General features: G+C 68.8%; 13 protein-coding genes, 2 tRNA genes and 1 pseudogene. 8 read left to right on the top strand and 8 right to left on the bottom strand.

What is annotated here, in order from left to right; translation table 11 throughout:
* Positions 1–759, top strand: a pseudogene (locus RMP08_RS09945) (hypothetical protein); the annotation flags it as partial.
* 1 nt (position 760) lies between these two features.
* Here the strand turns inward: RMP08_RS09945 and RMP08_RS09940 are convergent.
* From RMP08_RS09940 to RMP08_RS09910, 7 genes are all read right to left on the bottom strand, one after another.
* Positions 761–1,378 (bottom strand): DNA-3-methyladenine glycosylase 2 family protein, encoded by a 618-nt coding sequence (locus tag RMP08_RS09940; RefSeq protein ID WP_310468839.1) that lies wholly within the window; start codon positions 1,376–1,378, stop codon positions 761–763.
* Positions 1,378–2,118, bottom strand: a complete 741-nt coding sequence (gene rlmB / locus RMP08_RS09935; RefSeq protein WP_310468838.1) for a 23S rRNA (guanosine(2251)-2'-O)-methyltransferase RlmB — start codon at positions 2,116–2,118, stop codon at positions 1,378–1,380. The genes RMP08_RS09940 and rlmB overlap by 1 nt, the downstream gene beginning before the upstream one ends.
* A gap of 38 nt (positions 2,119–2,156) precedes the next feature.
* On the bottom strand, positions 2,157–2,597 hold the full coding sequence (locus RMP08_RS09930; RefSeq protein WP_310468837.1) for a hypothetical protein: 441 nt from the start codon (positions 2,595–2,597) through the stop codon (positions 2,157–2,159).
* Positions 2,598–2,648: 51 nt separating this feature from the next.
* Positions 2,649–2,996, bottom strand: coding sequence for a hypothetical protein (locus RMP08_RS09925; protein WP_310468836.1), 348 nt, complete (start codon positions 2,994–2,996; stop codon positions 2,649–2,651).
* Between the two features lie 67 nt (positions 2,997–3,063).
* Positions 3,064–3,627 (bottom strand): helix-turn-helix transcriptional regulator, encoded by a 564-nt coding sequence (locus RMP08_RS09920; RefSeq protein WP_310468835.1) that lies wholly within the window; start codon positions 3,625–3,627, stop codon positions 3,064–3,066.
* 139 nt (positions 3,628–3,766) lie between these two features.
* A tRNA-Tyr gene (locus RMP08_RS09915) sits at positions 3,767–3,852 on the bottom strand.
* A 250-nt stretch (positions 3,853–4,102) separates the two neighbouring features.
* Positions 4,103–4,176 (bottom strand) — tRNA-Gly (locus RMP08_RS09910).
* 148 nt (positions 4,177–4,324) lie between these two features.
* Here RMP08_RS09910 and RMP08_RS09905 point away from each other — a divergent pair.
* Entirely contained in the window at positions 4,325–5,830 is a 1,506-nt protein-coding gene (locus tag RMP08_RS09905; RefSeq protein WP_310468834.1) for a PAS domain S-box protein, read from the top strand.
* A gap of 40 nt (positions 5,831–5,870) precedes the next feature.
* Here RMP08_RS09905 and RMP08_RS09900 read toward each other — a convergent pair whose 3' ends face one another.
* On the bottom strand, positions 5,871–6,035 hold the full coding sequence (locus RMP08_RS09900) for a hypothetical protein (protein ID WP_310468832.1): 165 nt from the start codon (positions 6,033–6,035) through the stop codon (positions 5,871–5,873).
* 6 nt (positions 6,036–6,041) lie between these two features.
* On the opposite strand from RMP08_RS09900, the gene trpD reads away from it, so the two are divergent.
* From trpD to ligD, 6 genes are all read left to right on the top strand, one after another.
* Positions 6,042–7,127: an anthranilate phosphoribosyltransferase gene (trpD, locus tag RMP08_RS09895; RefSeq protein WP_310468831.1), complete on the top strand. Its 1,086-nt coding sequence runs from the start codon at positions 6,042–6,044 to the stop codon at positions 7,125–7,127.
* Positions 7,120–8,493 (top strand): bifunctional indole-3-glycerol-phosphate synthase TrpC/phosphoribosylanthranilate isomerase TrpF, encoded by a 1,374-nt coding sequence (trpCF, locus tag RMP08_RS09890; protein ID WP_310468830.1) that lies wholly within the window; start codon positions 7,120–7,122, stop codon positions 8,491–8,493. Before trpD ends, trpCF begins: the two co-directional genes overlap by 8 nt.
* Positions 8,484–9,638 carry a tryptophan synthase subunit beta gene (gene trpB / locus RMP08_RS09885; RefSeq protein WP_310468829.1) on the top strand — a complete coding sequence of 385 codons (1,155 nt, stop codon included), beginning with the start codon at positions 8,484–8,486 and terminating at the stop codon, positions 9,636–9,638. The genes trpCF and trpB overlap by 10 nt, the downstream gene beginning before the upstream one ends.
* Positions 9,635–10,414 (top strand): tryptophan synthase subunit alpha, encoded by a 780-nt coding sequence (gene trpA, locus RMP08_RS09880; RefSeq protein ID WP_310468828.1) that lies wholly within the window; start codon positions 9,635–9,637, stop codon positions 10,412–10,414. The genes trpB and trpA overlap by 4 nt, the downstream gene beginning before the upstream one ends.
* A 34-nt stretch (positions 10,415–10,448) precedes the next feature.
* Positions 10,449–11,324, top strand: coding sequence for a Ku protein (locus RMP08_RS09875; RefSeq protein ID WP_310468827.1), 876 nt, complete (start codon positions 10,449–10,451; stop codon positions 11,322–11,324).
* A gap of 86 nt (positions 11,325–11,410) precedes the next feature.
* Positions 11,411–13,433 (top strand): DNA ligase D (ligD, locus tag RMP08_RS09870; RefSeq protein WP_310468826.1); only part of this gene is annotated, 2,023 nt, incomplete at its 3' end.

Raw genomic sequence — 13,433 nt, 5'->3', positions numbered from 1 at the left:
CCGCCGCTGTGGCCGTGGCTGCTCGCCGCCTTGCTGGTCGTCGCCACCGCTATGTATTTCGCGCTGCGCCCGCGCTGGCGCCCGGCGCTCGCCGGCGGGCCGCCACTCGAGCCCGCGGCCCGTCCGCTCGAGCGCGCCGCGCCCGCGGCGCCGCTGGTCGCCCCGCCGTCCGCAGCGCCGTCGCCTGCTCCTGCCGCGCCCGCGCCTGCCCCGGCGCCGCCGCCGGCAACCCCCGGGCTGGTCACCTCGACCCGCCTGCGCCCCTGGCTCGAGCTCGAATTCACCCCGATCCGCGCGGTGGTCGACGAGGTTCACGCCAGCATCGAGTTCGAGGTCGACGTCTACAACAGCGGCAGCGCCCCCGCGCGCGATGTGCTGGTCGAGGCGTGCATGTTCAACGCCGGCCCGGCGCAGGACGAGGAAATCCGCACCTTCTTCACCAACCCGGTCGGGCAGGGCGAGCGCGTCGCCTTGGTCATGCCGCTGGCGCGCATCGCGCTCAAGAGCATGGTCGCGCTGACCCGCCAGCAGATCCGTGAGTTCGAGATCGGCGGGCGCGTGTTGTTCGTGCCGCTGATCGGCTTTAACGCTCTGTACCGCTATGGCGGCGGCAGCGAGGGCCAGACCTCGCTCAGCTTCCTGGTCGGCCGCGACGGCGACGGCGGCAACGACAAGATGGCGCCGCTGCGGCTCGACCTCGGGGCGCGCCAGTTCCGCGGCCTCAACGCCCGCCCGCTCGGCATCAAGGTGCGTAAGTAGCTTAGATCACGTCCGAATTATAGCTGTGCCAGGCGAGCACCGCCGCCGCCCCGCGGTGCGGCCGCCACGCTTCGGCGAGCTCGCGCAGGGCCTTCTCGGACGGCCGCTCTGCCATTCCCAGCAGCCGCCCGATCTCGACCTGCACCGCAAGGTCGCCCGCCGGCCACACGTCGCCGCGCCCTTCCGCGAACAGCAAATAGATTTCCGCCGACCACCGCCCGATCCCCTTGACCTTGGTCAGCAGCGCGATCGCCTCCTCGTCGTCGGCCGGCAAATTGGCGAGGTCGAGCTCGCCCGACAGCACGAGTGACGCCAGGCTGCGCGCATAGCCTGCTTTCTGCCGCGACAGACCCGCCGCGCGCAGGTCCTCGTCGCTCGCGGCAGCCAGTTTGGCGAGGTCGGGCGGGGCGCCGAAGCCCGCCTCGAGCTTGGCCCACATCGAGCGCGCCGCGGCGACGCTGACCTGCTGCCCGACGATCGTCCGCAGCAAGGTCGTCGCGCCGGGCTCGCTGGTCCTCGGCTCGGGCCGGCCATGGCGCTCGAGCGCGGCGGCAAACCCCGGCTCGCGCGCGGCGAGCGCGTCGAAGCTGGCATGGAGGCTGTCGCGGGTGCGCACCATCAGCCGATGCTCGCCGCATACAGCGCCACCGCGGCGGCATTGGAGACGTTGAGGCTCTCGACCTCGGCGGCGATCGGCAGCCGCGCCAGCGCGTCGCAATGCTCGCGCGTGTTCTGGCGCATCCCCGGCCCCTCGGCGCCGAGCACCAGCGCCACCCGCGGCGGCCCCAGCGCGTCCTTCAAATCCATCGCCGCCTCGCCGGCCAGCCCGATCCGCCAGAACCCCGCCTCGGCGATTTCGTCGAGCGCGCGGGCAAGGTTGACCACGCGCGCCCACGGCACGCGCTCGAGCGCGCCTGAAGCGGCCTTGGCCAGCGCCCCGCTTTCGGGCGGCGAGTGGCGGTCCTGGGTGACGATCCCGGCCGCCCCGAACGCCGCCGCCGAACGTAATATCGCGCCGACATTGTGCGGGTCGGTGACCTGGTCGAGCACCAGCACCACCGACCGCTCGCCGGCTTCGGACAGGATATCGCCGAGCCAGATGTCCTCGAGCGGCTCGGTCTCGATCACTACCCCCTGGTGGGGCGCGTCATTGGGCACCAGGCGTCCGAGGTCGGCGCCGTCGGCGATGGTCAGCGCGAGGCCCGGCGGGAATTGCATCGCCGCCGCCCCCTCGTGCGTCGCCCATGCCTTCAACACCCGCCGCGCGGGGTTGTCGAGCGCCGCGGCGACCGCGTGGCGGCCCCACAGGCGGGGGCGGGAAGGGGAGCCGTCGCGGTTGCCGCGCTTGTGCCGTGCCATCGCATCCCAATGCGGGCGTCGGCCCGGTGTGGCAAGGGTCAGCCCGGCGCCAACTCGCGCGCTCGTCGCTCGCGCGCGGCGCGGCGCCAGGTCCCGACGGCGAGGATGATCAGGATCGGATAGACCCACATCCGCCCGGCGGCGGCATAGGCGATCGGGAACAGGTCGCTGTTGATCGCTTTCAAGATGTGGGCGAGGCTGGTGGTCAGCTGCAGCCCGCTGATCCACAGCGGCCAGAAGCGGTCGGAGCGCAGTGCGACCACGGTGAATGCCGCCCAGGTCGCGAGGTCGACCAGCGCGACGCCGATCTCGACCCCCGAATAGCGGTCGCCGACCGGCGAGATCATCAGCCGCGTGGCGAGGCTGGCGAGCAGGCAGGTGATCGCCACCGCGCGCTCGTCGCTCCTGCCCGCGATCAGCGCATAGGCGCACACGGCGAGCAGGATGACATGGAAGTAATTGAGGTAGGGCATGGGCATGGTCCGGCCGGGTCGCGGCGCCTGATTAGCGCGCGGCCCGGCCGGCGGCTATCAGGCAACCACGCGCAGGCCGCGGTCGAGCGATTTGGGCGGCGGGCATTCTTCGCCGTCGCCGAAGGACACCGTGCGCAGCCCGGGGACGCGGCCCTTGGCGTCGATCAGCGCGGCATGGCAGGCGGCCATCGAGCCGCGCGCGCCGACCAGGCTGGTGACCGTCCCGGCGAGCTTCTCCAACGCTTCATGGCCGGTCGCGATGCCGACCCCGGACAGCGAGCGGGCGCGCATCATGCGGCCCTGCAGCTCGGCGATTTCGGCCAGGGCGGCGTCGATCGTGTCTTCCACCGCGCGGACCTGGGCGGCGACGTCGAAAGCGGCATTCTCGATCATTTGTTTGCGCATGTCTGCTCCTTCCCCGGCGCGGCATGGCGCGGGGATGATTGTCGGGCCGAGGATGGCTTCGGAAACGCTAGCTGTTGAGGAGCCTGGCGAGGCTTTCGAGCCCGGCGAGATAGAGGCCCGCCGAAAACGCAGCTCCGATCGCGATCAGGACGATCCACAGCAGCCGGGTGCCGACGCTCATCTCATTCCGGGGGTTGCTCCTCGTGGCGAACGGCAAAGGCAGGGAAGACCGGAGATGCCCGTTCCTCTGCTCGGTGATGAAGACCGGACCACCGGCCCCCCCTGCACGATCAGCGTGCCGAATCTGAAGACTGACCGCCCCGTCGTGCTGGGCGTGGTTCGGGCCGCGCTCAAGGTGCGGTGATTGATGTATCAAGCGTTGATATGGCCCGGCATGCCGCGCCACCAGGCGCGCCGCCTGGCTGCGCCGCTCGACGCCGAGGATGTGCAGCGCGCCGCGCACCCGCTGGTCGACGGTGTGGGGCGAGATCGCCAGCTCGGCGGCGATTTCCTTGGACGAGAAATGCTGGTCGACCAGCCGCAGGCAATCGAGCTGCCCCGCGCTCAGCCGGGCGACGCGCGCAGCAAGCTCGCGATCGATCTCCGCGGGTTCATCCGCGTATTCGGGCACCGAGCATTCTCCTAGCGACCCGGGCCGGCCCGCCCAAGTCTAACCTATGTTACGCCTCTTCGTTAAAAACCGCCAATATCGTAACGATTAATACCACAATGGGCGATTGGCTGCCTGGTTCCAACCCGTCCTGTGGTTGTGGTGGAGAGGGCTGGATTCGAACCAGCGTACGCTTGCGCGGGCAGATTTACAGTCTGCTGCCTTTAACCACTCGGCCACCTCTCCAGACGGCAGGCGGGCAAATGGCGGGGCACCCCCAAACTGTCAACCAAAGCGGCCGACGGCTGCTTTGCCCCGGGCTGCGACCCGGGGCCCATGACAGAAAGCCGCCGATTTCGCTGTCCTACATTAGAAAAGATGTGAGACACTCAGCCTGCCCGAGTCGGTCCGGACGCTTAGTCCCCTAAAGACACGAAAATGGTCGCCGCGAACGGGACAATAAGGACTTTAAGCGCGCTCTCGCGTTGCCTGCGCGTGGAGCGGGTGAAGGGAATCGAACCCTCGTCGTAAGCTTGGAAGGCTTCTGCTCTACCATTGAGCTACACCCGCGCCGGTCAGCGGCATTGCCATCGCCGCGCCGCTGGCGTCAACCGCGCCCGCATTCAGCACCGCGAAAGCTTGCGCCCGGCAGGGGCCCCGCGCTAGGTCGTTACGGGCGCGCGCTTTTGCTTGCCGTTCAGGGGGTTATCCAGCCGCAATGCCGATTGAGACGATCCTGCGCCCAATCCTCGACACCGTGCTCGACGCGGTGGTGGTGATGGACCGCGAGGGCATCATCCGCGCCTGGAACCATCATTCGGAGACCATCTTCGGGTGGACCGCGGACGAGGCGATCGGGCGCAACCTCGGCGACCTCATCGTCCCCCCCGCGATGCGCGAGGCGCATCACCGCGGCCTCGCCCGCTACAACGCCGACGGCGTCGCCCACGTCCTCGACCAACGGCTCGAGCTGACCGGGCTGCGCCGCGACGGCGAGGAAATCCCGGTCGAGCTGTCGATCACCCTCGTCAGCCGCGAAGGGCGCGAGATGTTCGTCGGCTTCCTCCGCGATATTTCCGAGCGGCGCCACGCCGAAGCGCAGGTCGAGCTCCAGCTGCGCGAGAGCCGGTTGATGCTCGAGCTGAGTGAGCTGGCTGGCCGCGACGCCAGTTTCGACCAGGCGCTGGTCGCCACCCTCGACGCGATCTGCGAGCTGGCCGACTGGCCCGTCGGCCATGCGCTGCTGGTCGATGACGACGACTGCGCCTTGCGCTCCGCGGTGTGGAGCACGGGCGCGCACGAGGTCGCGCGGCCGCTGGTCGAGGCGACCGCCGCAATCGCCTTCGAACGCGGCATCGGGCTGCCCGGGCAGGTTCTGGACAGCGGCCAGCCGGTGTGGCTGTCGGTGCTCGAGGACGCCGACAATTTCCTCCGCAAGGGGCTCGGTTTCGCCAGCGGCTTCGCATTCCCGGTAATGAGCGGCGGCCGCTGCATCGCGGTGCTCGAATTCTTTTCGGTCAGCCCGCGCCCGCCTGAGCCGGCGCTGCTGCTGTCGGCGCGCGCGATCGGGGCCCAGGTCGGCCGCGTCCACGAGCGCCGCCGCGCCGAGGAACTGCAGGCGCTGCTGCTCGCCGAGCTCAATCACCGCGCCAAGAACATCCTGGCGGTCGTGCGCGCCATCGCCCACCTCAGTTTCGGCTCGGCCGCCGATCTCGCGACCGCGCAGGCGATCTTCGACAAGCGCCTCGATTCGATCGCCAAGGCCAACGAGATCCTCCACGCGCAAAGCGGCCAGGCCGCGTTGCTCGGCGATATCGTCACCGAAGCGTTGACCGGTTGCGCCGCGCCGTTTGAGAGGATCAGCATCGCCGGCCCCGAGCTGTGCATCGATTCGTCAACCTCGATCACGGTTTCGCTCGCGGTCCACGAACTGTGCACCAACGCATTCAAATATGGCGCGCTGTCGGTCCCCGGCGGAACTGTCGCCTTGCGCTGGAACGAGAGTGCGGGCGACGACACAAGGTTCGATTTCGAATGGGTCGAGCGCGGCGGGCCGGCGGCCGTGGCGCCCAGCCGCAAGGGCTTCGGAATGCGCATCCTGCAGCGCGCGATGGAGCTCGAATCGGGAGGCAAGGCCGAGATCCGGTTCGAGCCGGCCGGGCTCAACTACCGCATCACCGGCGCCCGCCACCGCGGCGCCCCCGACCGCGCCAAGGCCGCGTGACGATTTCGCCGCGCCGCTTGACGCCGCCCAAAAGCATCGCCTACCAGCCACTTATGCACTGCCCGCAGATCGCCGCCGCCGCTTCGACCGTCACCTGGTGGCGGCCCGCGACCACTGCGGCGCGATGGCGCGACTGATCTAGGCGTTCTTCCCAGATCATCGACTGCCCGCCCGCCTTCCGGCGGGCTTTTTTATTCAGGTGCATCCCGACATGAGCCTCAACCTTTCGCTTGCCCGCGCGCCAATCGCCGCGCCCGCCGTCACCTCGCCCGCCGTTCACTCCACTCCGGTCCCCAACCCGCTTCCGCGCCTGCTCGCCGGCGAGGACCTCACCCGCGAGGACAGCGAGCACCTGTTCGAGCGCCTCGTGCTCGGCAAGCTCGAGCCGGCCGAGATCGCTGGCATGCTGATCGCGCTGAGGATGAAGGGGGAGACCGCCGAGGAGATGATCGGCGCCGCGCGGGCCTTGTCCGCCGCCGCCGCCCCGTTCGAGCGCCCCGATTATCTGTTCGCCGATTGCTGCGGCACCGGCGGCGACTCATCGGGGATGATCAACGTCTCGACCGCCACCGCGTTCGTTGCCGCCGCGGCAGGGCTGCCGGTGGCCAAGCACGGCAACCGCAGTGTCAGCTCGCTGTGCGGCTCGGCCGACGTGCTCGAAGCGCTCGGTGCCAAACTCGACGTGGCGCCCGCCACCGCGCGCCGTGTGCTCGACGAGATCGGCTTCTGCTTCCTGTTCGCCCCCGCCTACCACCCGGGGATGAAGCACGCCGCGCTGGTCCGCCGCCAGCTGTCGGTGCGCACCGTGATGAACCTGCTCGGGCCATGCGTGAACCCGGCGCGGCCGCCGGTGCAATTGCTCGGCGTCGCCGACCCCAGGATGCTGCGGCGGATCGCCCAAACGCTCGATGCCATGGGCGTGCGGCAAGCGCTGGTGGTGCATGGCGGCGGGGTCGACGAAGTCGCGCTTCACGCCGAAACCCGCGCGATCCAATTGTCCGACGGCGCGATGGAGGAGATCGAGCTGACCCCTGAGCAAGCCGGGCTCGCGCGCGCCCCGCTGAGCGTCGTCACCGGCGGCGACGCGGTCGAGAACGGCGCGCGGCTCCACGCCTTGCTGCATGGCGCCGGGGCGGCGGCCGAGCGCGATATCGTCGCGCTCAACGCCGGTGCGCTGCTGCTCACTGCGGGCCGCGCGTCAACCCTCAAGGACGGCGTCGCACTGGCCGCCGACGCGCTCGCCTCGGGTGCGGCGGGCGAGGTGCTCGACCGCTTCGTCGAGGCCAGCAATGGCTGACGGCATCTTGGGCGAGATCGTCGCGGCCAAGCGCGCCGAGCTGGCGCAGCGCTTCGCCGGCGTGTCGCTCGACGCGCTGCGGGGCCGGGCCGAACCGACGACGCGCAGCCTGGCGGCGGCGATCGCGCGGCCCGGCGCGCGCTTCATCCTCGAGATTAAGAAAGCCTCGCCGAGCCAGGGCGCAATCCGCGCGGGGGCCGACCCCGCCGCGCTTGCGAGGGGTTACGCGGGCGTCGCCGACGCGCTCAGCGTGCTCACCGACGGCGCCTTCTTCGGCGGCTCGCTGGCCGACCTCGCCGCTGCCCGCGCCGAGTTCGACTGGCCGATTCTCGCCAAGGATTTCTTCGTCGATCCGCGCCAGGTCGCCGAGGCGCGCATCGCCGGGGCCGACGCGGTGCTGGTGATGCTGTCGGTGCTAAACGACGCAGCAGCGCGGGAAATGATCGCCGAAGCGCGGCGGTTCGGCATGGACGCGTTGGTCGAGGTCCACCACGAGCCCGAAATGCGCCGCGCGCTAAGCCTTGGCGCGCCGCTAATCGGGATCAACAACCGCGACCTGCGCGACCTCTCGATCGACCTCGCTACCACCGAGCGGCTCGCCAGGCTGGCGCCCGACCGCCTGCTCGTGTCCGAATCGGGCATTGCCACCCGCACCCATGTCGAGCGCCTGGCGGGCAAGGTCGACGGCTTCCTCGTCGGCAGCGCCCTGATGCGCGCCGACGATCCCGCCGAGGCCGCTCGCGCTTTGGTCTTCGGGCGCGTCAAACTGTGCGGCCTCACCCGTGCAGAGGACATTGCAGCCGCGATGCCGGCCGCGTTCGCCGGGCTGGTGTTCGTGCCGCGAACGCCGCGCGCGGTGACTGTCGAGCAGGCACGCGCGCTGATTGGCAAAGGGCCGAAACCCGTCGGCATCTTCCGCAACGCCCCCGCCGCCGAGGTTGCCGAAACCGCCGCGCACTTGTCGCTCCACGCGGTCCAGCTCCACGGGCAGGAGGATCGTGACTATGTCGCCGGACTGCGCCAGTTGCTTCCGGTGGGCTGCGAAATCTGGGGCGCGGTCAGTGTCGGCCGTGACCCGCTGCACCGCCACGGCGTTGACCGGCTGCTGTTCGACAATGGCAATGGCGGCTCCGGGCAAAGCTTCGATTGGGGTGCCGTCGCGACCCACCCCAACTTGCCCCGCGCCCTGATCGCCGGCGGAATCGGAACCGCGAATGCGGCATCGGCAATGGCGCTCGGTCCCTATGCCATCGACGTTGGCTCGGCGGTCGATTCGTCGCCCGGCGTCAAGTCGCCGACCAAGATCGCGGCGCTGTTCGACGCGCTGCGCCCCGCCGCCCGCGACAAGCTCGCGCAATGCGCCTGAGCGGCCGCTTCGGACGGTTCGGCGGCACCTACGTGCCTGAAATCCTCGTGCCCGCGCTCGAGCAGCTCGAGGCGGCGTTCCTAGACGCCCAGGCCGACCCCGCATTCACCGCCGAACTCGATGGCCTGCTCGCCAATTACGCCGGCCGTCCGACCCCGCTGACCCGCTGCCGCAACCTGCCCGACACGATCTATCTCAAGCGCGAGGACCTCCTCCACGGCGGCGCGCACAAGACCAACCAGGTGCTCGCCCAGGGCCTTCTCGCCAGGCGCATGGGCAAGCGCCGGCTGATCGCCGAGACCGGCGCCGGCCAGCATGGCGTCGCCACCGCGCTGGCCGGCGCGCTTCTCGGGCTCGACACCCGCATCTACATGGGCGCGCACGATGTCGAACGGCAGCGCCTCAACGTATTCCGGATGGAGCTGATGGGCGCCGAAGTGGTGCCGGTGGAGAGCGGCGGGCGCGGCCTCAAGGACGCCATCAACGAGGCGCTGCGCGACTGGTCGGCGAGTTTCGCGGACACGCACTATTTGCTCGGCACGGTCGCCGGCCCGCACCCGTTCCCGCTGATGGTGCGCGAGTTTCAGCGGGTCATCGGGAAGGAAGCCCGCGCCCAGATGCTCGCCCAACTCGGCCGCCTCCCCGACGCGGTGATTGCCTGCGTCGGCGGCGGCTCCAACGCAATCGGGTTGTTCTCCGATTTCCTCGACGACCAGGACGTGCGCCTGATCGGGGTCGAGGCGGCGGGCAAGGGCCTCGACGGCGAGGAGCATGGCGCGACCCTGCTGCGCGGCCGCCCCGGCATCCTCCACGGCGCCGAGACCTACGTGCTGCAGGACGCGGACGGGCAGATTTCGGACAGCTGGTCGGTCTCGGCCGGGCTCGATTACCCCGCCGTCGGCCCCGAGCACGCGCATTTGAAGGACAGCGGGCGCGCGGATTATGTCGGCGCCACCGACGCCGAGGCGCTAGCCGCGTTCAAGCTGCTCGCCGAGAAAGAGGGCATCTTGTGCGCGTTCGAGAGCGCCCACGCCCTGGCCCACGCATTGAAGCTCGCCGAGAAGGAGCCCGAGGCGATCCTGCTGGTCGGCCTGTCGGGGCGCGGCGACAAGGACGTCGCGCAGGCCCAGGCGCTGCTCGCATGAGCCGCTACGCCGCGATGTTCGCGCAGCTCGGCGGGGAAGGGGCCCTGGGCGCGTTCGTGATGCTGGGCGACCCGGCCACCGCCAACTTGCTCGAAGCGCTTCCAGACCTCGGCGCCGATATGGTTGAGGTCGGCATCCCGTTCTCCGATCCAGTCGCCGACGGGCCGGTGATCCAGGCGGCGGCCAAGCGCGCGCTCGATGCCGGGGCCAAGGTTGCCGACTGCTTCGCGCTGATCGCGGCCTTCCGCGCCCGCCATCCGCAGATCCCGATCGGCATCCTGACTTATGCCAACCTCGTCATCGCCCGCGGCCGCGAAGACTTTTTCCGCCGCGCGGCTGGGGCAGGTGCTGACAGTTTGCTGGTCGCCGATTTGCCCGCGCGCGAAGCCGAGCCATGGACGACGGACATGCGCGTGGCCGGCCTCGACCCGGTGCTGATCGCCGCGTCCAACACGCCGCCTGCAACCATCGCCGAGATCGCGCGGATCGGATCGGGCTACACCTATTGCGTGACCCGCGCCGGGATCACCGGCGTCCACGCCGCCGCCGAGTTCGACAAAGACCTGATCGCAGCGCTGCGCGATGCTCGCGCCGCGCCGCCGATCTTCGGCTTCGGCATATCGGCGCCAGTCCATGTCCGCGCGGCGGTCGCAGCCGGCGCGGCTGGGGTCATCAGCGGCTCGGCGATCGTCTCGCTGGCGTCCGAGGGCGGCGATGTCGCGGGGTTTGTTTCCTCGCTCAAGGCGGCGACACGGAACGACTCTCCCCCGCGTTGATTGAATCGGCTCCGAAACCAGGGAGACGATTGGCATGGCGGCGAGACCTATCTGGCGCGGACAAATCCGCCTCGCACTGGTCTCGATCCCGGTCGAGATTTATTCGGCGACCAAGAGCGGCGCGACCATCGCCTTCCACCAAATCCACGAGCCGAGCGGCAAGCGGATCAAGTACGAAAAAGTCGTGCCCGGGATCGGCCCGGTCGACCGCGACGAGATCATCAAGGGCTATGAGGTCAGCAAGGGCGAATATGTCCTGCTCGAGCCGGAGGAGATCGAGAGCGTCAAGCTGGAAAGCCGCAAGACCGTCGACCTCGTCCAGTTCGTCGATCTGTCGGACATCGACGCGATGTTTTTCGACAAGCCCTATTTCGTCGTCCCCGCCGACGACCTCGCCGAGGAGGCGTTCATCGTGCTGCGCGAGGCGCTGCGTAAGGCGAAGAAAGTTGGCGTCGGGCAGCTTGCGATGCGCGGGCAGGAATATGTCGTCGCGCTCAAGCCGTGCGGGCGCGGCATGCTGCTCGAGACGCTGCGTTATGCCGACGAGGTCAACAAGGCGTCGTCCTATTTCCGCGAAATCGGCGACGACAAGCCCGACGCCGATTTGCTCGACCTCGCCTCGACCTTGATCGAGAAAAAGGCCGGCAAGTTCGACGCGTCCGAATTCCACAACCGCTATGTCGACGCGCTGAAGGGCCTCATCGCCGAAAAGCGCAAGCGCAAGGGCGAGCTGGTGATCCAGGACCCCGACGACGGGAAGAGTTCGGGCGGCTCCAACGTCATCGACCTCATGGCGGCGCTGAAGAAGAGTTTGGGCGGCGATGAGAAAGCGAAGCCGGCGGCGAAAAAGGCCCCCGCCAAGAAAGCCGCCGCGCCAGCCAAGAAGGCTCCGGCGCGCAAGCGGGCATGAGGATGGCCTTTCCCCCCACCGTTCGTGTCGAGCGAAGTCGAGACACATCCCTCGACTTCGCTCGGGACGAACGGAGGTAGGGACGCATGGCTAGGCGCCCGCTCGACATCGCGACCTACAACGCCAAGCGCGATTTCAAGAAGACCGCGGAGCCGAAGGGACGCAAGCTCAAGGGCACGGGCGACAGCTTCGTGGTCCAGAAGCATGACGCCTCGCGCCTGCACTGGGATTTCCGCCTCGAATTGGACGGCGTGCTCAAGAGCTGGGCGGTGCCCAAGGGCCCAAGCCTTGACCCCGGGCAGAACCGGCTGGCGGTGCGCACCGAGGATCATCCGCTCGATTACGGAACGTTCGAGGGGACCATTCCCAAGGGCGAATATGGCGGCGGCACGGTGATGCTGTGGGACCGCGGCAAATGGATCCCCGAGCCGGGCAAGGACCCTTCGAAGACGATCGAGGAAGGGCACCTCCATTTCCGCCTCGAGGGCGAGCGGATGAAAGGCGACTGGGTGATGTTCCGCCTGAAAGGCAAGGCCGGCGAGAAGGCCGAGCCGTGGATGCTCAAGAAAGTCACCGACGAATTCGCCGACGCCGAGGCCGGCGATGCCTTGGTCGAAACGCACGTTACCAGCGTTACGACCGATCGCACGATGGCCGAGATCGCCTCGGGCGCGGACGTCTGGCGCTCCAATCGCGGCGGTCAGAAAGGCGGGCGCGCGAAGAAAAAGGCCGCGACCGCTCCCCCGCCATTTCTACCGCCGCAGCTGGCCACATTGGTCGACGCGGTGCCGACCGGCTCCGACTGGCTCCACGAGTATAAATATGACGGCTACCGGCTGCTGATCGCGACCGGGGACGGAGCGGCGACCGCGTGGACGCGCAACGGCAAGGACTGGAGCGACAAGTTCCGCGCTTTGGTCAACGCCGCCGCGAGCCTGCCCGCCGGCTGCCTAATTGACGGCGAAGCGGTGGCCTTAGGCGACAACGGCAAGCCGAGTTTCCAGCTGCTCCAGTCGACGCTCAAGGAGAGCACGGGCGCCAACCTCGCATTCTACGCCTTCGACCTGCTGGTCGACCGCCGCGAGGACATTCGCAAACTGCCCAACATCGAGCGCAAGGAGCGGCTCGCCGCGCTCTTGAAAGCGGTCAGCCCGCCGATCCTCTACGGCGACCACATCGTCGCCAAGGGCGAAGCGTTGTTCGACGCGATCTGCAAGGAGGGCGGCGAGGGGATCATCTCCAAGAAAGCCTCGGCGCCGTACGGCGGCACGCGTGGCCGCAATTGGCTCAAGGTCAAATGCATCCAGCGCCAGGAGTTCGTCGTCGTCGGCTGGACGGAGAGCGACAAGCGCCGTGGCTTCCGCTCGCTGCTGCTGGGATTGCGCGAGGGCAAGGCGCTCAAATTCGCGGGCAAGGTCGGCACCGGCTTCGATACCAAAGGCATCGAAAGCCTGATGGAGCGGATGCAGCCGCTCGAAGTGAAGGCCCCGCCGCTCGATGTCCCGCGCACCGAAAAGAAGGGCGCGCACTGGATCGAGCCCAAATTGGTCGCCGAGATCGCGTTCACCGAATTCACCAGCGACGGCATCCTGCGTCACCCAAGCTTCATCGGCCTGCGTGAGGACAAGCCGGCCAAGGATGTCGTGCGCGAGACGCCGGCCAAGCTCAAACCGGCGGAGAAGAAGGGCGAGCAGGCGACCGCGGCGAGCTTCGGCATCAAGATCACCAACCCTGACCGCGTGATCTATCCCGAGGACGGCCTGACCAAAGGCGACTTGGCCGATTATTACGCGACGATCGAAGCCTTGATGATGGTCGACACCGGTCGCCGCCCGGTGACGCTGATCCGCTGCCCGCAGGGGCGCGGCAAGCATTGCTTCTTCCAGAAGCACGACACCGGATCGATGGGCGACCAGGTCAAACATGTGCCGATCAAGGAGAAGGACGGTCACCTCGAGGATTATTTATGGTTCGAGGACGTTCGCGGCTTGCTCCAGTGCGTGCAGATGGGGACGATCGAGTTCCACGGCTGGGGCAGTCGCTCGGACCGGGTCGAGCATCCCGACCGGCTGGTGTTCGATCTCGATCCCGACGTCGGGCTCGATTTCG

Source organism: Sphingomonas sp. (assembly GCF_031426035.1).
GTDB lineage: Bacteria > Pseudomonadota > Alphaproteobacteria > Sphingomonadales > Sphingomonadaceae > Sphingomicrobium.
Note: the sequence above shows the minus strand (reverse complement) of the source record. Positions and strands in the feature narration are given on the sequence as shown.

Coding starts and splice junctions, on each gene's coding strand:
- RMP08_RS09940 (WP_310468839.1), bottom strand. CDS start 1,378: ATGGTGCGCACCCGCGACAGCCTCCATGCCAGCTTCGACGCGCTCGCC.
- rlmB (WP_310468838.1), bottom strand. CDS start 2,118: ATGGCACGGCACAAGCGCGGCAACCGCGACGGCTCCCCTTCCCGCCCC.
- RMP08_RS09930 (WP_310468837.1), bottom strand. CDS start 2,597: ATGCCCATGCCCTACCTCAATTACTTCCATGTCATCCTGCTCGCCGTG.
- RMP08_RS09925 (WP_310468836.1), bottom strand. CDS start 2,996: ATGCGCAAACAAATGATCGAGAATGCCGCTTTCGACGTCGCCGCCCAG.
- RMP08_RS09905 (WP_310468834.1), top strand. CDS start 4,325: ATGCCGATTGAGACGATCCTGCGCCCAATCCTCGACACCGTGCTCGAC.
- RMP08_RS09900 (WP_310468832.1), bottom strand. CDS start 6,035: ATGCACCTGAATAAAAAAGCCCGCCGGAAGGCGGGCGGGCAGTCGATG.
- trpD (WP_310468831.1), top strand. CDS start 6,042: ATGAGCCTCAACCTTTCGCTTGCCCGCGCGCCAATCGCCGCGCCCGCC.
- trpCF (WP_310468830.1), top strand. CDS start 7,120: ATGGCTGACGGCATCTTGGGCGAGATCGTCGCGGCCAAGCGCGCCGAG.
- trpB (WP_310468829.1), top strand. CDS start 8,484: ATGCGCCTGAGCGGCCGCTTCGGACGGTTCGGCGGCACCTACGTGCCT.
- trpA (WP_310468828.1), top strand. CDS start 9,635: ATGAGCCGCTACGCCGCGATGTTCGCGCAGCTCGGCGGGGAAGGGGCC.
- RMP08_RS09875 (WP_310468827.1), top strand. CDS start 10,449: ATGGCGGCGAGACCTATCTGGCGCGGACAAATCCGCCTCGCACTGGTC.